Source organism: Bradyrhizobium genosp. SA-3 (assembly GCF_004212635.1).
GTDB lineage: Bacteria > Pseudomonadota > Alphaproteobacteria > Rhizobiales > Xanthobacteraceae > Bradyrhizobium.
In genome coordinates, this window is sequence record NZ_PSRT01000009.1 from 1 (window position 1) to 23,521 (window position 23,521).

A 23,521-nucleotide genomic window follows, 5' to 3' on the forward strand; every position below is an offset into this window, starting at 1 on the left:
CAAGCGCTTGCGGGAGAGGTTGAGCGAGCTCGGGGCAATCGATCGGATACGACAACTTCTTGTTCCTAGAGCGTGGAAGGATGAAAGCGGTCGATGCCGAGATCACTGACGCGGGTCTGGGTGCCGCCGTTGACGATCAGCTCCGCCATCACGGCGCCGGCGCCGGGGCCGAGCTGGAAGCCGTGCAGCGAGAAGCCGAACTGGTGATAGAGGCCCTGGTGACGCGAACTCGGGCCGAACACGGGGATATCGTCCTTCATCCTGGCCTCGATGCCGGCCCAGGCCCGCACGATCGTCGCGCTGCGCATCACCGGAAATAGCTCGAACACGGTGCGCGCGCTGACGGCCAGGCTCTTCCAGTCCAGCACCGTCTCGTTGCGGTCCTGATAGGGCGTTGCCAGATGGCCGCCGCCGATCAGCACGGTGCCGTTGGAGAACTGCTTGAAGGACAATTTGCGGCCGCGCAGGATCACGACGGGATCGATGAAGTGCGGCACGCGCGAGGTGATCATCAGCATCGGCGCCACGGTCTCGACCGGAACGGGCTCGCCGAGCGCGGCGGCAATCTTCCCGGCCCAGGCGCCCGCCGCGTTGACGAGCACCGGCGCAGCATAGGTGTCCGAGCCGACATCGACATGCCAGAGACCGTCATTCCGCCGGATGTTGCCGGCGGCCTCGCCTTCGCGCACCGTCGCGCCAAGCTGCTCGGCCTTGCGCCGGAACGCCGTCGTTGTCTGCGCCGGATTGGCTGCGCCGTCACGACGCGACACGACGCCGCCGGGACAGGTCTCGGCCACGGCCGGCACCAAGCGCCGCAGCTCGGCCGCATCGATCAGCTCTTCATGGGTGAAGCCGAGCGCGTTGAGCTCGGCCACGCGCGCGCGGCAGACCGCGAGCTCCTCCTCGTTCTCCGCAACCAGCACCTGGCCGTAGCTTTCAAAGCTGCAATCGTCGTCGACGAGCTCCGAGATCTTCTCCCAAATCCCCATCGAACGGATCGAGAGCGGGATTTCGGGGATGTGCCGCGCGAGCTGGCGCACGCCGCCGGCGTTGACGCCCGAGGCGTGCCGGCCGGCATAATCCTTCTCGATCAGCACCGGCTTCATGCCGGCAAGGCACAGATGCAGCGCGGTCGAGCATCCGTGGATGCCGCCGCCGACGACGATCGCATCCACGTTTTTGGTCATCCGCGCACCACCGCCTTGACGTCGGCCTCGCTCTTCGGGACGGCGGCGAGCTCGGCGAGCGTGATCGGCTTCACCGGCGCGCGCAGCCGGTAATAGCCGATCTCCTGCGGCGTCTTCCCGCGCGCCTGCGCCATCAGCTCGGTGACGGTGAGCCCGCAGAGCCGGCCTTGGCACGGACCCATGCCCGTGCGGCGATAGGCCTTGAGCTGGTTCGGCCCGGTCGCGCCGATCGCGACGGAGTCGAGAACGTCCTTTGCGGTGACCTCCTCGCAGCGGCAGACGATGGTGTCGCCTGTGGGAATGCGGAACTGTTGCGCGGGGCGGAACAGCCTATCGAGGAAGACGCGGCCACGCTCGGCCTTGGCAAGATCGGCACGAAGCGCCGCCATCGATGTGAGCTTCGCGGCAGCCGCTGGCGCCAGCGCTTCCACCGCCGCGCGCGCCGCGATGCGACCGCGCACCACGGCGGCATTCGCGCCGCCAATGCCGGCACCATCGCCGGCGATCGCGATGCCGGCGACCGACGAAGCCCCGTTCGCGTCGAGCACCGGCGACCAGCACAATTGAAGATCATCCCAGCGATGCTCGACGCCGGCCGACATGGCGAGATTGACGTTGGGCACGACGCCCTGGTGCAGCAGCAACAGATCCGCAGGAATGGTCTCGCGCTTGCCGCCGGCGACATAGCTCACGCTCGCGAGCTGACCGTCGCCGGACGCAGAGAGCTCCGTCACCCCTGATACGACCTGCACCTTCGCTTTCACTTCGCGCATCATCGACAGGCCCTTGGCGAAATAGGGCGAGGTCAGGAAGGCGAAGGCGTGCGGCAGCGCGGCGAAGTAATTGCCGCGCTCGGTGGTGTCGAGAATGCGGTCGATGCGACCGCCGAGGCGCAGGATCTGCGCGGCGAGCAGCCAGAGCAGTGGCCCCTGCCCCGCGATCACCGTGCGCCCGTCAGGCACCAGCGCCGACGATTTCAGCATCGTCTGCGCTGCGCCTGCGGTCATCACGCCCGGCAGCGTCCAGCCGGGAATCGGAAACGGCCGCTCCAGCGCGCCGGTCGCGAGGATCACACGCTGCGCCTTGACGAAGGCAGAGGCGCCGCCGATCGAGACCGCAATCTCGAGATTGCGGTCGAGGCTCCAGACCGTCGCGCGATGGATGACCTCGGCGCTGCTGGCGCGCAATGCCTGCACGAGATCGGCACCGGCCCAATAGTCGGCCCCGAGCTGATTGCGCTCTGTCACCGGCGTCGAAGCGATGGCGCGGAACACCTGGCCGCCGGGACCGGTGTTCTCGTCGAGCAGCAGCGTCGACAGGCCGGCTTCGGCAGATGTCGCAGCCGCGGCGAGGCCGGCGGGACCAGCACCGATCACCACGATGTCATAGGCTTCGCGCTTGGGAGCCACAGTCATTTTCCGATCTCCCGCTTGCCCTTCTGGATCTCGATTCTCATGCCGTCGGCGACAGGCACGAGACAGCCCTGGCGGTTGCCGACACCGTCGATGGTGACGAGGCAATCGAAGCACACGCCCATCATGCAATAGGGCAGACGCGGCGCGCCGCTGACCGCGGTCGATCTGCGCACGTCGCAGCCGGAGGCCAGCAGCGCCGCGGAGACGGTGTCGCCCTGACGTGCCGCGACGGCAACGCCGTCGACGAAAATCTGCACCGATGGACGCTTGTCCTGTTCGGATCGCTTAAACATGGATGCCTCTTGGCTCCTTAAGAACTTCTAGAGCGTGATGGAATCTGGTTCGGCTGCGCGAGGGTTCACCTCTCCCCAACGGGGAGAGGTCGGATTGCGCAGCAATCCGGGTGAGGGGCCGCAGCGCCCGGTGAGACTGTAACCCCTCACCCGGATCGCATCTTTCGATGCGATCCGACCTCTCCCTACGGGAGAGGTGATTTGAGCTCTGGGCCAGCATCGATTCAAATCGAGCCTCCTATTGTCTAATAACCGCTGTTGTTCGCAGCGCCGGCGCCGCCAAACCGACTGGCCGAGAACGCGCCGACCAGCTCGGGCTCGAGCGCGCCCTGCGCCACCATGCGCGCGATCTCGAAGGCGTGGTTGGAGGCGAGCGTCACGCCGGAATGACAGCAGGCGACGAAGGCGCCGGGATGCGTCTCCGACTGGTCGTAGATCGGAAAGCCGTCCTGCGGCATGACGCGGATGCCGGCCCAGCTTCTGACGACATTGAGCCGCGACAGATGCGGGAACATCCGCTGCGCGCGATCGGTCATCACGGCGCTGATGGAATGTTTCAGCGCGCGGTCATCGAGCTCGTCCTCCTTGCTGTCGCCGATCATCACCGTGCCCTCGTCGGTCTGGCGGATCGTGGTCAGCGGATGCGGCAGGAACGGCATGGTGCGCTCGGTCACCACGATCTGGCCGCGGGTCGGGCCCATCGGCGCGTAGAGCCCGACCATCGGCGCCAGCGTCTGGTTGGCATTGCCGGCGGCGAGCACGACCTTCGCGGCGCGCAGCTCGCCCTTCGGCGTGGTCAGGCGGAATTCGCCGCCGCTCTTGCTGATCGCCGAGACCGGCCGCTCCGGAAAATAGTCGATGCCGAACGCAATGAAGCCGGTGTGGAAGGCGCGGAACGTGCGCAGCGAATTGACGTGGCCGTCGAGCGGGCAATAGCTGCCGCCGGACACTTCCGGGCCGATCAGCGGCAGCGACTTCTTCACCTCGGATGCGGACAGCATCTCCATCTTGTAGTCGGCCGCGCCGACCTGGTTGTGCATGCGCTTGACCAGCTCGGTGCGCAAGCCGAATTCGTCCTCGCCGAGCGTGAGATGGAAGCCGCCGTTCTGCTGAAGCGAGACGTCGAGCCCGGTCTGCTGCTTCAGCTCCGACGCCAGTCGGCCCCACGCCTGCGACGCCTGCACGGTCCAGACCGTATAGGCGGGCATGCCGAGTCCCTTGCTCTGCACCCAGACCAGCGCAAAATTCGCGCGCGAGGCGCGCTTGGTGATGTCGCCTTCGTCGAGCACGGCCACGCGCTTGCCGAGCCGGCCGAGGCCCCAGGCAATGGCGGAGCCGAGCAATCCGCCGCCGACGACGGCGACGTCGTATTCAGACTTTTGTTTTGACGCGTTTTCTTTACGCGAACCGGCGTCCACTTCGCTCGAAAACGCTTTAGACATAGATTCTCCTATCGTCCCGTATCACCCTTGCCGGCGAGCACGCGGTCGAGCCCGTAGAAGCGGTCGAGCAGAACGAGGGCGGTCATGGTGATCGCGATCACGCAGGCCGAGACCGACGTCACCAGCGGATCGATGTTGTCCTGGATATAAAGGAACATGCGCACCGGCAACGTCTCGGTGCCAGGCGCCGCGAGGAAGACGGTCATGGTGAGATCGTCGAAGGACTGGATGAAGGCGAGCGCCCAGCCGCTGATGACGCCGGGCAGGATCAGCGGCAGCGTCACGCGACGGAACAGCGTCCAGCCGCCCGCGCCGAGCGAGACCGCCGCCATCTCGACCGAGAGATCCATCCCTGTCGCCGCCGCCAGCGTTAGCCGCAGCGCGAACGGAAACACGATGATGACATGCGCGATGATCAGCGCCGCAAAGCTGCCGCCAAGTCCGGCGGAGGTGAAGAAGCGCAGGAAGGCGATGCCGAGCACGACATGCGGGATCATCAGCGGCGACAGGAACAGCGCCGCCAGCGCATCGCGGCCGCGGAAACGGTAGCGCGCGATCGCCAGCGCCGCCGGCACTGCGAACAGCAGCGCCGCCAAGGACGACAGCGCTCCGAGGCCGAGGCTGACCCAGAAGGCATGGATGAATTCGGGGTAGTTCGCGATCGTCCTGAACCAGCGCAGCGAAAAACCGTTGGTCGGCAGCGACAGGAAGCCCTCGGGCGTAAACGCGACGAGGCAGACCACCAGGATCGGTGCCACCATGACGATGACGAAGAGGGTGTGGAAGATCAGCGCGAGCGGACCGTTGCGTCTCATCGGAACACCTCCGCATAGCGGCGCTCGATCAGCGCGTTGCTGCCGACGACGATCAGGACCAGCGCGACGAGAAGGAGCGTCGCGACCGCAGCCCCGAGCGGCCAGTTCAGCGTGTTGAGGAATTCGTCATAGGCGAGCGTCGCGGCGACCTTGAGCCGGCGGCCGCCGATGATCGCCGGCGTCGCAAAGGCGCTGGCCGAGAGCGAGAACACGATGATCGCGCCCGAGAGCACGCCCGGCATGATCTGGGGCATGATGATGCGGCGGATGATGGTCGCTGGGCTCGCGCCGAGCGACATCGCGGCATTCTCGATCTGCGGATCGAGCCGCTGCAGCGCGGCCCATACCGACAGCACCATGAATGGCATCATCACATGCGCGAGCGCGACGACCATTCCTGTTTCGGTGAACATGAAGGGAATGGGGGAACGAATCACACCGAGCGACATCAAGAGCTTGTTGACGAGGCCGTTGTTGCCGCCGAACAGCAGCGCCCAGCCGAGCGTGCGCGCCACCACGGAGATCAGCAGCGGGCCGAGGATGATCAGCAGGAAAAAGCTCTTCCAGCGTCCGCTCATGCGGTTGAGGATGTAGGCTTCAGGTGCGCCGAGCACGGCGGTGAGGAATGTGGTCAGGATCGCGATCCGAAACGTCCGCCAGAACATCTCGGCGTAATAGGGATCGGTCGCGATCTCGTGCCAATTCTTGAGGATGAAGACCGGCTCGATGCCTTTGTATTGGCCCCAATCGTGGAACGACAGCATCACGGTCATCGCCAGCGGGATCAGCAGCACGCCGACGAACAGCATCAGGGCGGGCGCCGTCAGCGCCCATGGCGCACGCGCGCTGCGTTCCTCGGCGGCCGCGCTCATGCGACGCCCCTCGCGCGCACGCTCATGTCCTCCAGCCGCCAGGCGAGATGAACGGCCTCGCCTTCGGTTGGCTGCGCCTTGCCGTCATTCTGGCGGATCACGATCGCAGGGCCGCATTCGCTGTCGCACTGGAACAGCCAGTGGTTGCCCTGGAAGATGCGGGTGACGATCTTCGCGCTGAGGCCGGCATCGCCAAAACCGATGCGCTCGGGGCGGATGCTGATGGTCACCGGGCCATTCAGGCCGGCCGGTGCCGGCGCACTCCAGGAGCCCGCTGTCAGCCGCGCCGGTGTGACGGTCCGATCGATCGTCGCCGCAAAGTCGTTGGTCTTGCCGAGGAACTGCGAGACGAAGGCCGAGGCCGGCTTCTCATAGGTCTCCTGCGGCGTGCCGATCTGCTCGATGCGGCCCTGGCTCATCACAACGATGCGGTCGGACAGCGACATCGCCTCGTTCTGGTCGTGGGTGACCAGGATCGTGGTGGTGCCGATGGTGCGCTGGATCTGGCGCAGCTCGATCTGCATCTCCTCGCGCAGTTTTGCGTCGAGATTGGACAGCGGCTCATCTAGCAGGAGCACGCTCGGCTTGATCACCAGCGCACGGGCCAACGCTACGCGCTGCTGCTGGCCGCCGGACATCCGGCGCGGGTGACGGTCCTCATAGCCGGCAAGGCCGACCATCGCGAGCGCGGCACGGACGCGCTCGGCTCGCTCATTGCGCGGCACCTTGCGCATATCGAGGCCGAACGCGACGTTCTCCGCCGCCGTCATGTGCGGAAACAGCGCGTAGCTCTGGAACACGATGCCGAGCCCGCGCTTGGCCGGATGGACCGCGGTCAGATCCTTGTCCTCCAAGCGGATTGCGCCGCGCGTGGGATCAAGGAAGCCCGCGATCATCTGCAACGTCGTGGTCTTGCCGCAGCCGGACGGGCCAAGGAAGGAGATGAACTCCCCCTTCCCCACCGACAGACTGAAGTCGTCGACCACAGTCTGCGCGCCGAACTGTTTTGCGACCCGATCGAGCTCGAGATAGGCCATGCGCTGTCTCCGCTGTGACGATCAGATCAGCGCTCGACCTCGCGGTTCCAGCGCTTGGTCCACTCCTCGCGCTTCTCGTTGATGACGGTCCAGTCCGGATTATAGAGCTTGGCCGCGCGCTCGCCGATCGGCGCCATCTTGCCGAGCTCCGGCGGGATCACCAGAGATTTCAGCACCGGGCCGTAGCCATAGTCCTTCAGCATCACCAGCTGGATCTTGGGATCGAGCAGCATCTTGACGAAGCTCGCGGCCAGCGGCGAAGCGTTGGGCTTGTTGATCGGACAGGCCGTCGTCAGCAGCGTCGCGGCGCCTTCCTTCGGATACACGAAGTCGACGGGGAAGCCGGTGTTGGCAAAGCTCTGCACCCGGCCGGTGCCCCACACCGCGATCACGGCCTGGCCGGACTGGAACAGCTCGGTCATCTTGCCGGGCGACGGCTCATAGGCGAGCACGTTCGGATTGATCTGCTCCTTGAAGATCTTGAAGCCGGAATCGACACTGGTCTCGCCGCCGCCATTCATCTTCGACAGCATCACCAGCGCTTCCAAGCCATAGGTGTTGTTGATCGGCGGGACCACGAGCTGTTTTGCGTATTTCGTATCTTTCAGGTCGTTCCAAGAGGTCGGCGGAGCCCAGCCTTTCTCTTTGAACACCTTGGTGTTGTACATCAGGCCGGTGGCGACGATGCCGATCGCGACCGCACGATCGTCCTTGAAGCGGGCGGTGTCGTAGAGATCGGCCGGCAGTCCCTCGAGCTTGCCGCAGAAGCCGAGCTGGATCGCCTGGTACATCGGGCCGTCGTCGACGATGGCGACGTCGATCTGTTGGTTGCCCTTCTGCGCCTGGAGTTTTGCCAGCGTGTCGGTGGAGTTGCCGGCGACGTACTCGACCTTGACGCCGTTTTCCTTTTCGAAACCGGGGATCACCTCATCGCGGATCGTCTTCTCGAACGAGCCGCCGTAGCCGGCGACGTAGAGCGTCTTTTGCTGGGCCGAAGCGGCCGACGGGGCGGCGATGAGCGCCGCGATGCTGAGCGCAGTCAGAAGGCGAAAAGTCTTCATGTGGACCGATCTCCATACCGGAATGAGGTGACGTGCCGACAAGTCTCCGGCCGAAGCGCCTTCCGCATTTCCTTCCGCGCAATCCCTCTCCGATCAGGGCTCCGGCCCCTGCTCGGCGGGTTTTGGCGCTATCTGGAGGTTTGAACCCCTCCAATCTGCCGAAAAAGCGGGCTGGCTCCAGCTCTGATGAAAAAGATCGCAGACGCATACTTCCATCGTCCAATGAATAATGGCACCCTCTGCATGCAAAAATGTTATGAATGGATTGCGGGATGGCGCGGATCAATTCGCGGCAGGTGGAGGCCTTCCGCGCGACGATGCTGACCGGCAGCGTCACCGAGGCGGCGAAGCTGATGGTGGTGACGCAGCCCGCCGTCAGCCGGTTGCTGCGCGACTTCCAGGCGCTGCTGAAGATGGAGCTGTTCGAGCGGCGCGGCACCGGTCTCGTGCCGACCGCGGCGGCGATGGCGCTCTACACGGAAGTCGAGCGCTCGTTCGTCGGCCTCGAACGCATCACCGCGGCCGCCGAAGAAATCCGAGGTCGCCGCACCGGCTCGCTGCGCATCGCCGCGCTGCCGGCATTGGCAAACGGCTATTTGCCGCGGCTCGCCGGACACTTCTTGAAGGAGCGGCCCAACCTCAACCTCGCCTTCTTCGGCGTGATCTCGCCGATCGTGGTCGACTGGGTGCTGAACAATCAATGCGACATCGGCTTTGCCGAGGTGCCGATCGCCCATTCCGGGCTGCCAAGCCTGCGGCTGCCGGCGCTGGCGCGAGTCGCGGTGCTGCCGACTGGGCACCATCTGGCGGAGAAAGAAGTGCTGCAGCCGCGCGATTTCGACGGCGAGACGTTCATCTCGCTGTCGGCGGGATCGTCGAGCCGGCACCTCGTCGACCAGGCCTTCCACCGCAGCGATGTCCGCCGCGTGCTCAGGGTCGAGACCACGCTGTCGGAGATCATGTGCGGCATGGTGTCGTCGGGACTTGGGGTGTCGATCTGCGATCCCTTCACCGCGCAGGAATTTGCCACGCGCGGTGTCGTCGTGCGCCGCTTCCTGCCGCGCATCGATTTCGAGTTCTCGGCCGTCTTCCCGGCGCAGCGCAGCCCCTCGCCGGTGGCGCTGGATCTGGTCGAGACCATGCGCAAGGCGCTCACCGAGCTCGAGGACAAGTCCGCACACGGCTTTGCGCCCGGCTGACTTGGATGCCTAGCGGGTCCTGCTGTATCTTCCCTATCTCCGCAGGGCAGCACATGGCACGCATCACCATCATCGAGACCGGGCTCGTTCCTCAAAAGCATCGCGAGCGCCACGGCTCGTTTCCGGACATGTTCGAGCGCATGATCCGCGCCGAGGACCCGACGGCTACGGTCGACATCGTCAGCATTCCGAATGGTGATGCGCTGCCCGATCCGCGCGACGTGGAGGCCGTGCTGATCACCGGCGCGGCGGCCGGGGTCTATGACGGGCTCGACTGGATCGCACCGCTGGAAGATTTCGTGCGCACGGCTTACGCCAACAAGACGCCGATGGTTGGCGTCTGCTTCGGCCATCAGCTGATCGCGCAGGCGCTCGGCGGCACCGTGCGCAAATCGGAGAAGGGCTGGGGCATCGGCCGTCACGTCTATCAGGTGCTGCCGGAGAACGGCGTGGTCGACGGCGAGGCGGTCGCGATCGCCGCCTCGCACCAGGACCAGGTGATCGAGCCGCCGAACGATGCGCTGACGATACTCTCGTCGGAATTTACCCCGCATGCCGGCCTGCTCTACGCCAACGGCACCACGTTGACCGTGCAGCCGCATCCGGAATTCGACGTGGAATTCGCGCAAGTCTGCTGCGATCTGCGCGACGGCAAGGCGCCGGATGATGTCGTGGCCACAGCGCGGGAGTCGCTGGCGCAGCCGATGGACAATGCAAAGCTCGGCGGCGCGATTACGAGGTTCTTGGCGCGGCGGTGATTCACCTCGCCCCGCTTGCGGGGAGAGGTCGGATTGCTTTGGCGCGCAATTGCGCGCCTGAGCAATCCGGGTGAGGGGGACTCTCCGCGAGTCCGTCTGCCATCGAATTTGCTGAAGCAGCCCCTCACCCCAACCCTCTCCCCGTAAGAACGGGGAGAGGGAGAGAAAGCACCTCAGAACGGATCGCTTCCCAGTCCCGCCACATCCGCCGGCCGCGGCCCCGGTGCCGGCCAGTGAAAACGCCGATCCTTCTCGGCAATCGCGATGTCGTTGATCGAGGCCTCTCGCCGCTTCATCAGGCCGTGCTCGTCGAACTCCCACTGCTCGTTGCCGTACGAGCGATACCACTGGCCGCCGGCATCGTGCCATTCGTACTGGAAGCGCACCGCGATGCGGTTGCCGTCGAAGGCCCAGAGATCCTTGATCAAGCGATAGTCCTGCTCCTTCTCCCATTTGCGGGTGAGGAAGGCGACGATGGCATCGCGGCCCTGAAAAACGTCCGAGCGATTACGCCAGCGGCTGTCTTCGGTATAGGCGAGCGCGACGCGCGCCGGATCGCGCGAATTCCAGGCGTCCTCGGCCATGCGCGCCTTTTGCGCAGCGGTCTCTCGGGTGAAGGGCGGAAGCGGCGGGCGCGACATGATGGCCTCATCGGTTGGTCGGGGGCCGCAATCTATCGCTGCAATTGGCGGAGTCGATAGGCCATTACAAATCAGGCGATCACTTATCGGGCGATCACGAAATCAGATCGGCCTTCATCAAAGTCCGGATCGATTTCGGAATCGGTTGCGCGCGGCCGCCGCTGATGAAGGCGACGCGCACCTCCGCTTTCACCAGCACATCCTCGCCGCGCCTCACCTCCTGCCCCAGCATGATGGAGGCGCCCTTCACCGCGATCGGCCAGGTCACGACGTCGAGCACGTCGTCCATCCGCGCGGGCTTCAAAAAGTCCAGATGCATCGAGCGCACCACGAAGGCGAAGCCGGCGCCCTCGGTCTCGGGCTGTTCGAACAGGGCCTGCTGCTCGGCGCCCATCAACCGCAGATGATTGGTGCGCCCGCGCTCCATGTAGCGCAGATAGTTGGCGTGATAGACGATGCCCGAAAACACTGACTTGTCGATATCGCAACAGAAGCCTAACTATTTGATTTCATTGGGGCGCTGCAAGGCCATAAAGTGAACAAGGGGCAGCTCAATCTATGCCCTTTCCATGGAAAGGCGGAGCGACTTCGGGATTCGCTGAGCCTTTCCGCCGGAGACAAACGCCACGCGGACCCGTGCCGTGACGAGGAGATCGTCCCCTCGCCTGCATTCCTGCAGCAAGACGATCGACGCCCCCCTCACCTCTTGCGGGACCGTGATGATGTCAAGCACGTCATCCAACGACGCCGGTTTTAGGAAATCGATTGTCATCGAACGAACAACGAATGCAAAGCCGGGCGCATCATCGTTCGCTTCTTGGAGCAGCGCTTGCTGATTGGTTCCGAGCAAACGCAAGTAATTCGTTCTGCCACGTTCCATGAAGCGCAGAAAATTCGCGTGATAAACAATCTGACCGGCATCGGTATCTTCAAAATAGACGCGGACTCGCATGTGGTGGCGTCCGTCGCAAATTTCGCCGTCAAGAGAGGCTGTCACGGTGCGGTTTCCCTTAAAGATTCCGGGAGCCGATTGTTTTGCACACACGTGCTTTTCTGAGCAAGCGCCAAGGATCTTGGGCTTGGCGCCTGCAGCCGGCAGCTCGGCACTGCGCCGGCATCAATACGTCGCCGAGTGCGGCTCTCACGCAGATCTCATCCGAACTCGACGCAAGGCGATTTGACCCGCAAGGACAAGCAAAAGACGTGTAGGGAAAGTTGGTAGCGGGGGTCCGTTTTGATAGCCCCCCGGAAAAGGCGGTACGGTTCGAGATCATCAGGGTAGCCGCCTGAGCCCACGCGAGCGTCGTAGCGCGTCTCTTGAGCGATCCGCCGCCGTGCCGGCGGCGGCTCCGCCGGCCTCCCGCGGCTAGTCCGTTCGGCGTGACGCGACCATCCCCAGCATTTACCCCGTCAAACTACGCGGTCCAAACCGAGTTTGGCGTTTCGCGCATAGGAGAAACCAAAGGCGATATTCGCCATGAATGCGGCAGAGAAGATACCGGCTCCCTGAACGACGTTAGTTCTTGCCGCAATGACCTCCTGTCCCAAGCTGTTGTATTCGGCCAAGAGGACGGTGATCTTGTCTTTTTCCTCCATTGATATCTCCTGCTAATTGCGATGCTTACTGCCAAGCAATCTCGAAAGTTCTAACACCACGCGCCTAGGTCCCCAAAGACAAAAGGCGCACGCTGCACGTGATCTGCGCGGCACGTCGCATTCGATACGATCGGCACCAGCGAGACCGATACGACGAAGCACAGCAGGAACGACGCCGTCATGGCTACTAGCGCATAGACGAGGGCGAGCAGGCTGAGGGCTGTTAGCTACTGGGAAAGCCATCGCGCCGGTGCTCGAACACCGCGGCTTCCCAAAAATCGACGACTTGATGGGTGAGCAATATACCCCAGCTGTCCGAGCTTTATTCCAGGGTCCACGGCGAAGAACAGGTTTCCAAGGCACATTCCCGGCTGAGTAGGGGGCAGCGCATGGAGCGCGAAACGATTATCTCAATCGTTGAGAACCTAGACAGCGCGCGACGTTGAGCGCCGGGATGAGAACCTTGTGCTGCATGCGGGCCGGCCTAGCGCGGTCCGAACTCGATGAGGATCGGCCCAGGATTGCGCCCGCTGCCGGAGATGGTTATTCGCGGATATGGCCTTTCAGGCTCGGTCAAAATGACGACGGCCGTAATCGCAGCTCCGATTAGTGTGAATATGCCGCAGGTCGCGCCGAAGGCCATAAAATGTCTGATGGCCTGCTCTGTTCTCGCGTCCCAGTCCACTCTCCTAGCAGCCCTCAGCCCGCGCTTGGCCGGTCGCGCCACTAGGTCAATGCTGAAGGCAGCAAGGAGCACCGACGCTCGTATCAGCCACCAACTCAAAACGCCAGCGATGGTCAGCGCCTGTACGGCCGCTTGTGCCCCGCGATGAGACTCCACATCATCCCCCAAGTATCGCGGGAGTTCCTCAATCCCCGGCAACTCCTAACATTTCAGCCATGACTGACGGCATCGTCGAGCGGGCATCCTGCGCGGTTTTTCTGCGCGACCGGGCTTGGACGTGGCCATTTGCGGGGTTGTTGAAGCAGCGGCGATGACCGCGCTTCGGCGCCGCTTCAGATCCGGGCAAAGGGCGACTACAACGCAGTTTCTGCATTGTTATATGCGTGCTCCAGCTTTCGTGTCAGCTTGAATACCTGTGCAACTACCCAGGTTGACGCTGCAAACCTGACCTTCAGAGCACAGCGTAACGTGATGTGCCGAGCTGTGCTCACCCGGCGATCGGACGCGAGCCGAAAATCTCCCCCCGGGGACGGTGGTTTTCGGGGACAACGGTCCTCGTCGGGCTTCTCGCCGCCTGCGGGCGCTTCCATCCTCTTGGCAGAGAGGTGGCGATGCTGTTGCGGCAAATAGCGCGAAGTGCGGCTCGATCGGAAAGCTCGCGCGAACGCATAAGGTACGAGGGAAGGACTCCCAGTGGCTCGGTGCTCTGGACCAAGCGCGAAGACGAAAATGTCCGCATGCTTTATCCGGACTACGCCGCGCTAAAGAAGGTGCTTCGACGGCGCACAAAGATGGCTATGTCTGTCGGGCCTCTAAGCTCGGAGTGTCGCAGAAGCGCCTGCAGTGGACCGCTGCCGACATCAGCCGATTGAGACGAATATACCCTAGCGGCACGGACGCAGATCTCGCTGCTGCCTTTCCGGCATTCACAAAGCGGCAGGTCCAAGCGGTCGCAAACCGTCTGAGGATTTCGAAGAAGAAGCGTTACAAGAGGACCGGCATTGCGATTATCGACGCAATACGGGATCGCGCGCTCGAGCTTAATCTAACGATGATAGATCTCGACGCCTTGGCAAAAAACGGCTGTTACTTCCAGAATTGCTGTCGCGAACTGCCGTACGTCAACGGCCCCTATGTGTACCGAGCAATTGTTGCACTTGGTAGCCAGTCACGATGATATGGTACTGACGTTGCCGATGGGATCGGCGGCGCCCTTCTCCGCTGGAACGGTGCCGGGGTCAGACACGGAAGCGAATCTCAGATGGCTTGGGGTGCTGCTCATCATCTCCGGCGGTTTTGGCTAAACTCAGCCGAACATAGCGATTCGCGAAGGGATGCAATTCATGATGGTTCAATCGTTTGGTGCTGGTGATCTAGTTCGATTTCAGGCGTACACGCAGCAAGCCGCGGAGGTCGACCACGTGATAGGCATGGTGGTCGCCACGCACCAGGACATCCCGCTCGTCGGGGAGTGGGTCGACATCGCCTTCGGCGAGGTGATCCGGCGCGGCGGTCGCCTCGAGATCGTCCGGCGAGCCTCGAAGGATGCGCACGGTGATCGGTACATCGAGGACCACGAGGCGGCCGATCGGGCACGCAATTGGCCGGCCTAAGAAATGCAACTCCCGCTTCAACCCCGCCTGATGGACTACCGCGGCGCCGATCCGAAGAAGCAGCGCAAGGTTGCTGAGCACAACGCGATGGCGCAACGCGTCGCCGACCACCTCAACACGCTCATAGCGAATGATCCGGCGCCAATGCAACAGTACCTCTGGCACGGGATCGCTCGCGATCTTGGATTGACCACCGATAAGGTCGAGTCTGCGGTGATGTATGGCGGCCACAATGGCATCACCATTGGCGTGACCGACGAAGGGCGCCGAGCGGTGGCCCGCTACAAAAAGTGACACATTCGCGCGTGTTTCGTCCTTGGTTCGAGCTCACTCTTATTTTCGCCGATTTCGGCGCACGACTCAACACGCGCGATGATTTTAGGCGTCTGTAATCGGGATTCCGCCGGCGACTCGCGGTGCGCGTGTGGTACGGCGCTCTGACAGTCTTACTTGAAGGAAATCGGCAATGGGCGTCTATTTGGTCACTTGGGATTTAAACAAACACAAGCCGAACTATGCGCAGGCGCGACAGAACCTGATCGATCACATGTCGCGCTACCCACATATTAAAGATGAGGGTCTCGACTCGGTATGGTTCATCCAGTCCGCCTCCACAGCCGACACCCTGGATTCTGACATCCGGCGATACATGGATAACAACGACAGGCTGATGGTCACGAAACTGGTGAATGGTCAGCATCAAGGCTGGTTGTCCCAAAAGGTCTGGGACTGGATCAAGGCCCGCATCTAACTGAAGGGCATACGCTGGTTACCGTTCATTCTACTTTTGCGATTTGAAGGATTAATATGACCGATTCTGATTTCGACGATGCCCCGCAGTGGTATTGGGCAGCGGACAGCGGGCATGGATTAGACATCGAGGCCTTCGAACGGGCGGATGATCGGTTTGTGATCGCAAGTGGTCAGCGAGAGCTATGGGCGCGCGTTCGTCGTGAGGTCGATCCGCGTAGCAACTGCGCCTGGGGTGCTTTCGGGTCTCCTGATGGCAAGGCGACCCTCGCCGACTGCATGAGGGTGTTCCTGCAAGCCCGTGAAGTCTACGGCGTTTCCTTCAACAGACTTGTGCTGGAGTTCGCGCGCGTGCCTGCTTTCGCGAAGTTCATAAAGGACAATCCGTCCGACTTGGGAAACTCAATTTCCAATCCGATAGGTAAGGGCCCGCTCCCACGATCAGCTTACGACAACAACATCGAGCGTCAGCTTGGTCAACGTATCGCTGACACATTGGACTTGGAGGAGGATTGGTGGGTCTGAAATGGCCCCCACGCCCAGGAGGCGCAAGCACGAAAATGAGTTCATGGGACGGACTTAGCCCCGGCCAATTCCTGGCGCGGGTCGCTTTTTCACTCGCTGCTACGGCCGCAGTCGTCGCCGTGACTTTCTTCGCAATCCGCTACATGGCGGGCTTTCATCGATGATCACAGCAGGCGCGGTGCTCGAGCATCGCTCTGCCGCCGCAAACGGATAATCGTTGCAACAAAAACCGCGAAAGGAGCCGACAAGGCGCCGAATTTCGGCGCCAATCCGAGATTTGTTGCATTAATCGATTTTCATTGAGCGCTACAATTTCAGCGCTGAACGAGGTGCCTCACGAAGGAAATTTCGGCGGTCTGGAAGGCAACGGAATAATTGGCCGCATCTAGTTTGGCTATTGCTGCACAGGAGCAGAACATGGCTAAGCATTTGTATCGTCTCCGCATGGGGCCGTATGTCGGGAACCTATTTCGGCGCAGCAAGCATGATTTACAGCAGAGGCTCTGGCTGCAATATAACCTGATGCGGCTTGGGTGCGACCTGGCGCAATCCAGCCCAGCCCCGAGTAAGGGAAATCACTACTGCGATTTAAGCCGCTCACCAAGTCGACTTCAACTAGCAGCCAGCCTGCCTAGAGTCCGCAGCTCTGGCTCTGCGGGTCTTCATTGAAGACGATTTTGAGCGGCGCGACCGTGGCCCACCTCAACCGCTGTCCATGGAGAGTATAGCGATGGCGAATGAACAAGATGTCCGTACCTAGGAGGGGAGATGTGGGGAAATTGCGCGAAGCTTTGATTGTTTTTGTCGGCGGGTCGGCCTTGGCTTTCTCCCTTGCCCGGATCTTGCGAAATGCTTCAATCACCTGAATGCCACTGGCCCAGTTTCCAGCTCGGGGATCACGCGCGGTCCGCGCTGCCAAACGCGGACCGTCAAAATTTTGTTCGCGCCTTAGTTGACTTCTGGAGCGTGATGTCTTCACACTGGCCCACAACTTAAGGTCATTTTCCGCATTTTATTACTAAGCCAGAGGGCTTGCCTGGACGCTGGTAGATCGCGTCGAACGAACTCACACTGAAAATCAGGGACCGGCGGACAAAAATGTCCGGAGCTGGAGGGTTGAGTTATGCGCATAAGAGCAGCATCGAGGTCGCGAAAGCTTCAGGTGGCGGCGTTCGCCGGGACCCGCGCGATCCTTATTGCTTTGAATATGTCCGACAGCGACCGCAAGGGCTTGCTGGGCTTTGCCTTCAAGCGGTCAGTCGGCAATGCGCCCGGTGAATGGCTGACGGGGATGAAGACCTTCCCGAGCCTGGCTCCAAAGGAGCCGACCGGTCATGCCATGCATTTTTCGACCGATGAGAGCCCTGTGCAGAGCTTCCTCTGGTCGGACTACGAGGCCCAACCGGGAACGAAGTACAATTTCGAAGTTTCGGCGATGTATGGCAAGCCGGGTGCGCTTGAACCCCGCGAGACAGTCACCTTCGAGGTTCAGACCGAGGCTGCCGATGATGGGCAGCATGGGGATCTGGTTCAATCGCGGCGCGATCGCCAGCCAGGCGTTTGCCGATCAATTCGGCAACAAGTCCCTCACCGATGACGACTACAACGATCCAGCCAACAAGGAGGTGGCATGGCTGTCGCGCGGTCTTCTCGAGGCTTGTCTTGACTACATCCGGAAAACACCGGCTGGTGACGGTTTGCGGGTCTGCGCCTACGAGTTCACCTACCAGCGCGTCCACGAAGAGTTGATCGAGGCCCTCAAGCGCGGAGTTGATGTCCAGATCATCTATCACGCGACCAGCGCAAACAAAAAAGCGATCAAGACATCGGGGCTTTCGGCGAAGAAAGGCAGCAAGCAGATCCTGTTCGAGCGGACCCGGCCGAAGACGCCGCACAACAAGTTCATCGTGCGGCTGGAGAAGAACAAAACGCCTGTTGCGGTCTGGACGGGCTCGACGAATTTCACGCCGTCCGGGTTTCTCGGCCAGACCAATGTCGGGCATCTCGTGACCGACAAGACCGTCGCAGCAACGTACCTGAAGCTTTGGACCGAGTTATCGATGAACCCCGAGTCAAAGGAGCAGCATGCGAATTCCTTTGGACTCTCGCCAAACCCGAAGAACGTCATCGACAAGGGAACGACACTCGTTTTTTCGCCGCGTCCCAGCGACCGCATGCTTAACTGGTACGGGGCTCGCGCCGGCGATGCAGTAACTAGCGCTATGTTTACGGGTGCCTTCACGGTCGATCCCAACATTCTGGGGCCGCTGGCAAAGCAGGCACCCGCCATGCGATTCATCCTCATCGAGCGCCCTCCGACCCACGAAGTTATCCAGGCGCAGGCCAACAATCCGGCCGATCTGATGTTTTCGTATGGTGCCATTCTCGGCAAGATGCAGTTGCAGCAGGCCGACGGCCATGATGAGGACGGGAAGAAGACCAAGAAATGGGTGCCGATCCCCCACTTCAAGATCGAAGAGTGGTTCCTGGGCGAGGAATTGGAGCGCAGGAATGGTCAGGGCTTCGTCTTCTTCATCCACACGAAGTTCTTGCTGGTCGACCCGTTATCGAATGATCCGCTCGTCTTTACCGGCTCGGCAAATTTCTCCGGCGAATCCCTCAAATCCAACGACGAGAACATGCTGCTGATCCGGGGTAATACGCGGGTGGCCGACATTTACCTCACGGAGTTCGACCGGATTTTCCGGCACTTCTACTCGCGCGACGCCGCCAACAATATCGCCAAGCATGGCGGCCAAACGAAGTTTGGCCTGCTCGATGATACCGACGGCTGGGCGCACGACTATTTCGACAAGACGAACGCGAAAAACCACCGTCGTGAGATGTTCTTTGCCGATCCCAGCAAGTCCTGGCAGGCGGCTGCCGCCAAGGACGCCGACGTCTTCGTTGGTGAAGGTGTCCACGGTGGTAAGGGCAAAAAGGCCGCAAATGGCGCCGCAGTTCCAGTTGCTCGGGCAGCCGCCAGAAAGAAGACTGCGGAAAAAAAGAAGGGCCTCAAGGCCGGCAAGAAAGCCGCCGCGACGAAAAAGGCAAAGAAGAAGGCCAAGAAGGCCGCCCCGAAGGCCAAGGCGACGAAGACGAAGATGCGAGCGGCCCGCAAGCGTTGACAAGTGAGGACCAAGCCATGCGCGTATTTGCCATTCTGTTCATCGGAATGATCGCGTTAACGGACAGGGCCTTCGCGTGGGGAGACGAAGGACATCAGATCGTTTGCGAGATCGCTTACCGGCTGGCGACGGTTGATACCCGGGCCGCCATTCGCAAGCTGGTGCGTAACGATCAGGAATATGACACATTCAGCGAGGCATGCATTTATCCGGATCATCCGCACAGGCGTGCTCCCGAGCATTTCGTCAACCTGCCGCGCACGGCGCATGAGCTGCCGCCCGAAGGCTGCCCGGGAGAGAACCCATGCGTCCTGAGCGCAATCGAGAATGACTCAACGATACTCGGCTCCAAAGGCAAGCCGGCGGACCGGCTGATCGCCCTCAAATTCCTCGGGCACTGGGTTGGCGACATTCATCAGCCGCTCCACGTATCCTTCGCGGACGACAAGGGCGGCAACGGCATTGACGTAAGTGGCCTGTGTTCTGGGGTGCTGCACGCAACCTGGGACACCTGTCTGGTTATGAAGGCCGTCGGCAAGGATGTTGACGCTGCCGCGTCCGATCTTATCGACACGCTCACCCCCGCCATGAAGGGGAATGGGTCCAATCCGAGCCCCGCGACTGGGCCAATGAATCCTTCGCCATCACCGAAGCCGTCCAGACGCATTACTGCGCCATGCAAGGGGGGGCATGCTCGAAAATCGAGGGCGCGCAGGTCGAGATTGATGAGGCCTATATCGCGGCCAACACACCCATCGTGCGAGAGCGCCTCTTGAAGGCCGGCGTGAGGCTCGCTCATCTTCTTGACAAGCTTTTTGCCGACTAGGCAACGATGGTGCACGCTGAAGGGTGATCAGCTTGTTTGCGGCCAGTACGTATGGCGCTAGAGAACGTCGACTTGAAGGCCTTGGGTAGTGTAAACGGCTGCGAGCATATGCGCTCGGATTACGTCTTCGGACGCGCGCGTATGACTTGATACCAAATGTACGATGCTCCAAGCCGTAGCCACGCGACCGGCGTTTGAAACATTGAACTAGGCGATAGTTCTTGGTGGCAAGCTGGCTGTCGGTGTTCTCGAAACGGTTCTGGAGTGAGTTGCCAAAGCTGGGCTTGAACCTGTTCGAAATTACTGTGGCTAGCGCGGCTGAAAGCTACTGAGCTGGGTCGACTCGTTGCCGAGAGGACTTGAGCTTGATCCAACTGCTGTGCTGCGCCTGCGGGATGCCCATGGCGGTCCTGCACCCCGTAGCCATTCAAAATTGCCTCGGAATCACTCCCTCGCTTGAGACGAATCGCTCCAGCGATTCCCGTTTCAACCCACGGACGCTTCATCGATCGTGAACCGGGCGTCTCCCATGTCGCCCGGATTGTTCGCAGATCGCTCGAAGAAGCGGAGGAAGAGTGTCTGCGGCGTGCCCCCGAAATCGACATCGCTGAGCCGCCACTCGAAATTCCGGCTGGCGATGATCGTTCCTGCGCCGTCGGCCTCGCGCATGATATCGCGCACGGCGAGCTCCGCGGAACTCTGGTCGTCAGGACCAGTCATCAGTCCGATGCGCGGATAATTCTCGGCGAGCGGCTTCACCCCGGCAATCGCTGCGCCTAACCGCAGCGGCCGATGCTCCACCGGCTTCTCGGTCAGCGACATCTGCGAAATCGCGGTGCGACGCTGGCAATCAGCCGTCCCCACCAGAAGAGGCGGCTGCGGTTTGCCCGGCTCGAGAGGCGGCAACTTGTCAGGTCCCGGTGCCGATGGTTCGAGCGCCGGCATCCATGGTGAAGTCGGCGCCCGTTGCAACGCAAGCGGCAGCGTTCCAGCATTGCTGGTCACGAAGCTGAAGGTCTTGAAGCTGCGGCCGCAGGCGATGCGGGGAACTCGCGCGAAGTCATTGACCGCGAGCGGGGCATGCGGATCGTGCCGGTAGAACGGGCGTTGCATCTCGACGCTTGGCTGGGCGTCGTTGTCGGCGATGTGGGCTTCGAGCGCCCGGTCTGCAAACGGGAAGCCTGGTACTCGATCAACATGGGACTGCGGCCATCGCTTGCCGCCGGCAACATCGGAGGATCGCACCCAGCACCTCGGTGCCCGGCTTGTCGATGTCGCCGGTCCAGCCAAGATCGGCGAGATTTGCGTAGGCCCATTGGTCAGGTGGGGAGGTTCCCGTATCGGAGCGCTGGATGGCCACGGCAATGCCGTTGAGATGCTTCCCGAAGTTGTCGATCCGGCTACCGTCGATGGTTGCAGCGATCTGAATCGGAATCGGATAGGGCGCGCTGTCGGAATGAAGCGGGCGTTCGGATCGTTGTATGCGTACAGCGGCTGGATGGCGTTCCAAAATGCTCTTCGCAATTGCAGCCGCAATGGAAACTGCGTGACGACAGGCAGTCCGGCGATTTCGGGCCGCAGCACGGTTGTTCCGAAGCCAGGAATCGGTTTCGGCTTCTCAAAGAAGCGAGCCTCGTAGAACGAACTGGTTCGCAGCAGTTTGAGCAGATAGCCGAGGAGCCTTCTCGGCTTTTTCTTGGGCGGGTTGGCTTCCACGTAGGTCAACAGATCGTGGACGAATGTATGTCCGACCGCGCGTCGCATTGCTTCGGCGCCATTGAAGTTGCCCTTGAGCACGGTTCGATAGTCGGCCCAGGCCATATCGATGGCAAGCTGTACCGGTGGCATATACTTTGTCTTGTCTGCTGCGTTCATGCCTGTTGTGATGGCGTCTGCGAGCAGGGCAGGAAAACGTTTGTTGGCGGGAGGTGACGAACCGTCGGCCATCGTTTCGACGGTCTCGATCAGACGCATGATCGCGGCTTCCGTGCCGGCTTCATCGTGCAGCGTCTGCTCGAGCTCCATCAGCTTGCGCGAGATGACAGGTCCCGACTTGCCGACCAGCGAGTTCAGGTAGGTGGCATGTTGTTGACTGACGCTTCGTTCCCATCGGAAAGGCCTCGAGCAGTGCGGTGACGAGCCCGGACTCGTCGAGCGTCTCAGGCGGCGCAGACAGGCCGTAGACGTGGCGCAGGGCCCCGATGAATGGCGCCTCCACGATGCTTGTCGCCATCAAGGGGCTGTTCCTGAGCACGTCTCGGAATGCGCCGGTGAGACGCGAAGCCTTCATGAGGTCGGGCTCGACCGGCAGCCTCGCATTGATAAGCTGCGTCTCGATCCGTGTCGCCAGAGCAGTCACGAACGGCGCAACGAGCTCGCCTTCGCCGACCGTGTCGCCGCTGGAGATGGCGGGCTTCAGGAACGCGATGATGAGATTGTCGAGCGCCGAAACCAACCGCGCGACCACGTACCATTGCGTCGCCGTTTCAACCCATGGATACTGGTCAGGCTGCGCTCCCGAGTTGAGCTTACGGATGCCAAACGCATCCTCGAACGCTTTGAGCTCGTCGTCGCTGGTGCCGTGCGGGAGCAGCCCGAAATTGGCCGTCATCAAGGATGCAGCGCGTTCCTCCAGCCATGCGAGCAGGCGGCGGATATTCTCGGCATCGGGTCGACCTGGAAGTAGCCGTCCTTATTCACCTCGGACGGCTGGAACGGAATCGTGGTGAGTCCGGCGCCGATCCAGTTGGTTCGGCAGACCGCATAGCCGAAGTCGCCAAGCGGATCGTTGGAATAGTCCGGCGCGACCTCATCGTCGGGAGGACGAGGCGGCTGCGGAGGAGGATCGGGGAGTGGTGGAAAGAACGCGGCGAACACTGGTTTGACGATATCGCAACAGAACGCTGACCCTTTGATTTCATTAGGGCGCTGGATAGCGTGAATAAAAAGGAGAGCTTACCTATGCCCTTCGACGGCGAGCCGCAGCGACTTGGGGATGCGTCGAGCCTTTCCGCCCGAGATAAACGCCACGCGTGCACGCGCCGTGACTAGGAGATCGTCACCTCGCCTGCATTCCTGCAGCAAAGCAATTGACGCGCCCCTTACCTCTTGCGGGATCGTGATCACGTCAAGCAGGTCGTCCAGGACCGCCGGCTTTAGAAAATCGATTGTCATCGAACGGACAACGAAGGAAAAGCCGGGCGCATCGTTCCCCGTTGCTTCGAGCAGCGCTTGCTGATTGGTTCCGAGCAGGCGCAAGTAATTCGTTCTGCCGCGTTCCATGAAGCGCAAAAAATTCGCGTGATAAACAATCTGGCCAGCGTCAGTATCTTCGAAATATATGCGGACCTGCAAATGATGGTTGCCGTCGCGAATTTCGCCATCAAGAGAGGCTGTCACAGTGGGTTTCCCTTTGGGCTTCTGGGACCAATTGTCTTGCACAGAGGCGCTTTCTTCGGCAAGCGCTAATCGTGAGCTTGGCTCCTGCAGCGCGGCGGGATTCGGATCGGCAGAGGTCATCGAGCCCGGAGCGAGCCACACCTCTGCGGCGGGGCTCTCACCAACTTGGTTCTCCACTGGTTGTACGAGCGCTTCCCGCTCCTGCCAACTATGCTTCCCGAAGCCGCGCAGGCAGTCTTCGATCTGGTCTCCACCAATCGTGGTGACTTGATGGACCTC

Annotated in this window: 24 protein-coding genes and 1 pseudogene; 9 read left to right on the plus strand and 16 right to left on the minus strand. The window is 61.8% G+C overall.

All coding sequences use genetic code 11. From position 1 onward, the window contains the following. Positions 1–65: 65 nt before the first annotated feature. The 8 genes from CWO91_RS04225 to CWO91_RS04260 all read right to left on the minus strand — a co-directional run bounded on the left by CWO91_RS04225 (position 66) and on the right by CWO91_RS04260 (position 8,122). Positions 66–1,187, minus strand: coding sequence for an NAD(P)/FAD-dependent oxidoreductase (locus CWO91_RS04225; RefSeq protein ID WP_130212371.1), 1,122 nt, complete (start codon positions 1,185–1,187; stop codon positions 66–68). Next, complete coding sequence (locus tag CWO91_RS04230; protein WP_130212372.1) at positions 1,184–2,602, minus strand: NAD(P)/FAD-dependent oxidoreductase; 1,419 nt, start codon at positions 2,600–2,602, stop codon at positions 1,184–1,186. The genes CWO91_RS04225 and CWO91_RS04230 overlap by 4 nt, the downstream gene beginning before the upstream one ends. Beyond that, positions 2,599–2,895: a (2Fe-2S)-binding protein gene (locus CWO91_RS04235; protein ID WP_130212373.1), complete on the minus strand. Its 297-nt coding sequence runs from the start codon at positions 2,893–2,895 to the stop codon at positions 2,599–2,601. Before CWO91_RS04235 ends, CWO91_RS04230 begins: the two co-directional genes overlap by 4 nt. Positions 2,896–3,140: 245 nt before the next feature. Continuing rightward, the gene (locus tag CWO91_RS04240; protein WP_245471117.1) at positions 3,141–4,337 is read right to left on the minus strand and encodes an NAD(P)/FAD-dependent oxidoreductase; all 1,197 of its coding nucleotides are present in this window, start codon (positions 4,335–4,337) and stop codon (positions 3,141–3,143) included. An 8-nt stretch (positions 4,338–4,345) separates the two neighbouring features. Next, positions 4,346–5,152 carry an ABC transporter permease gene (locus CWO91_RS04245; protein ID WP_130212374.1) on the minus strand — a complete coding sequence of 269 codons (807 nt, stop codon included), beginning with the start codon at positions 5,150–5,152 and terminating at the stop codon, positions 4,346–4,348. After that, complete coding sequence (locus CWO91_RS04250; protein WP_130212375.1) at positions 5,149–6,024, minus strand: ABC transporter permease; 876 nt, start codon at positions 6,022–6,024, stop codon at positions 5,149–5,151. The genes CWO91_RS04245 and CWO91_RS04250 overlap by 4 nt, the downstream gene beginning before the upstream one ends. Further along, the gene (locus CWO91_RS04255; protein ID WP_130212376.1) at positions 6,021–7,061 is read right to left on the minus strand and encodes an ABC transporter ATP-binding protein; all 1,041 of its coding nucleotides are present in this window, start codon (positions 7,059–7,061) and stop codon (positions 6,021–6,023) included. Before CWO91_RS04255 ends, CWO91_RS04250 begins: the two co-directional genes overlap by 4 nt. A 26-nt stretch (positions 7,062–7,087) precedes the next feature. Further along, positions 7,088–8,122: an ABC transporter substrate-binding protein gene (locus tag CWO91_RS04260; RefSeq protein ID WP_130212377.1), complete on the minus strand. Its 1,035-nt coding sequence runs from the start codon at positions 8,120–8,122 to the stop codon at positions 7,088–7,090. A gap of 272 nt (positions 8,123–8,394) precedes the next feature. Here CWO91_RS04260 and CWO91_RS04265 point away from each other — a divergent pair, with 272 nt between their 5' ends. Further along, positions 8,395–9,321, plus strand: a complete 927-nt coding sequence (locus CWO91_RS04265; protein WP_130212378.1) for a LysR substrate-binding domain-containing protein — start codon at positions 8,395–8,397, stop codon at positions 9,319–9,321. Between the two features lie 53 nt (positions 9,322–9,374). Continuing rightward, on the plus strand, positions 9,375–10,079 hold the full coding sequence (locus tag CWO91_RS04270) for a type 1 glutamine amidotransferase (protein WP_130212379.1): 705 nt from the start codon (positions 9,375–9,377) through the stop codon (positions 10,077–10,079). A gap of 173 nt (positions 10,080–10,252) precedes the next feature. Here CWO91_RS04270 and CWO91_RS04275 read toward each other — a convergent pair whose 3' ends face one another. The 4 genes from CWO91_RS04275 to CWO91_RS04290 form a co-directional block, all read right to left on the minus strand. After that, positions 10,253–10,720, minus strand: coding sequence for a DUF1348 family protein (locus CWO91_RS04275; protein ID WP_130212380.1), 468 nt, complete (start codon positions 10,718–10,720; stop codon positions 10,253–10,255). A gap of 94 nt (positions 10,721–10,814) precedes the next feature. Then, positions 10,815–11,147: an acyl-CoA thioesterase gene (locus CWO91_RS04280; protein WP_433995547.1), complete on the minus strand. Its 333-nt coding sequence runs from the start codon at positions 11,145–11,147 to the stop codon at positions 10,815–10,817. Between the two features lie 129 nt (positions 11,148–11,276). Next, complete coding sequence (gene ybgC, locus CWO91_RS04285; protein ID WP_130212381.1) at positions 11,277–11,717, minus strand: tol-pal system-associated acyl-CoA thioesterase; 441 nt, start codon at positions 11,715–11,717, stop codon at positions 11,277–11,279. Between the two features lie 413 nt (positions 11,718–12,130). Then, positions 12,131–12,316, minus strand: coding sequence for a hypothetical protein (locus CWO91_RS04290; protein WP_130212382.1), 186 nt, complete (start codon positions 12,314–12,316; stop codon positions 12,131–12,133). Positions 12,317–14,344: 2,028 nt separating this feature from the next. On the opposite strand from CWO91_RS04290, the gene CWO91_RS04295 reads away from it, so the two are divergent. From CWO91_RS04295 to CWO91_RS04320, 7 genes and pseudogenes are all read left to right on the plus strand, one after another. Continuing rightward, positions 14,345–14,614, plus strand: coding sequence for a hypothetical protein (locus CWO91_RS04295; protein ID WP_130212383.1), 270 nt, complete (start codon positions 14,345–14,347; stop codon positions 14,612–14,614). A 30-nt stretch (positions 14,615–14,644) separates the two neighbouring features. Continuing rightward, complete coding sequence (locus tag CWO91_RS04300) at positions 14,645–14,908, plus strand: hypothetical protein (protein ID WP_130212384.1); 264 nt, start codon at positions 14,645–14,647, stop codon at positions 14,906–14,908. 172 nt (positions 14,909–15,080) lie between these two features. Beyond that, positions 15,081–15,365 (plus strand): hypothetical protein, encoded by a 285-nt coding sequence (locus CWO91_RS04305; RefSeq protein WP_130212385.1) that lies wholly within the window; start codon positions 15,081–15,083, stop codon positions 15,363–15,365. Positions 15,366–15,421: 56 nt separating this feature from the next. Further along, a complete protein-coding gene (locus tag CWO91_RS04310) occupies positions 15,422–15,889 on the plus strand; it encodes a hypothetical protein (protein WP_130212386.1) in 468 nt (155 codons plus the stop codon). A gap of 1,162 nt (positions 15,890–17,051) precedes the next feature. Continuing rightward, positions 17,052–17,486 carry a hypothetical protein gene (locus tag CWO91_RS42685; protein ID WP_165405220.1) on the plus strand — a complete coding sequence of 145 codons (435 nt, stop codon included), beginning with the start codon at positions 17,052–17,054 and terminating at the stop codon, positions 17,484–17,486. Then, positions 17,395–19,017, plus strand: a complete 1,623-nt coding sequence (locus CWO91_RS04315; protein WP_165405221.1) for a phospholipase D-like domain-containing protein — start codon at positions 17,395–17,397, stop codon at positions 19,015–19,017. The genes CWO91_RS42685 and CWO91_RS04315 overlap by 92 nt, the downstream gene beginning before the upstream one ends. A gap of 47 nt (positions 19,018–19,064) precedes the next feature. Next, positions 19,065–19,843 (plus strand): annotated as a pseudogene (locus CWO91_RS04320) (S1/P1 nuclease). Between the two features lie 486 nt (positions 19,844–20,329). Here the strand turns inward: CWO91_RS04320 and CWO91_RS04325 are convergent. The 4 genes from CWO91_RS04325 to CWO91_RS04340 all read right to left on the minus strand — a co-directional run bounded on the left by CWO91_RS04325 (position 20,330) and on the right by CWO91_RS04340 (position 23,242). Further along, the gene (locus CWO91_RS04325; protein ID WP_130212389.1) at positions 20,330–21,868 is read right to left on the minus strand and encodes a hypothetical protein; all 1,539 of its coding nucleotides are present in this window, start codon (positions 21,866–21,868) and stop codon (positions 20,330–20,332) included. Beyond that, entirely contained in the window at positions 21,840–22,454 is a 615-nt protein-coding gene (locus CWO91_RS04330) for a hypothetical protein (RefSeq protein WP_130212390.1), read from the minus strand. Before CWO91_RS04330 ends, CWO91_RS04325 begins: the two co-directional genes overlap by 29 nt. Beyond that, positions 22,454–22,720, minus strand: coding sequence for a hypothetical protein (locus tag CWO91_RS04335; protein WP_130212391.1), 267 nt, complete (start codon positions 22,718–22,720; stop codon positions 22,454–22,456). Before CWO91_RS04335 ends, CWO91_RS04330 begins: the two co-directional genes overlap by 1 nt. A 78-nt stretch (positions 22,721–22,798) precedes the next feature. Continuing rightward, positions 22,799–23,242, minus strand: coding sequence for a YbgC/FadM family acyl-CoA thioesterase (locus CWO91_RS04340; protein ID WP_091881170.1), 444 nt, complete (start codon positions 23,240–23,242; stop codon positions 22,799–22,801). Between the last annotated feature and the right edge of the window lie 279 nt (positions 23,243–23,521).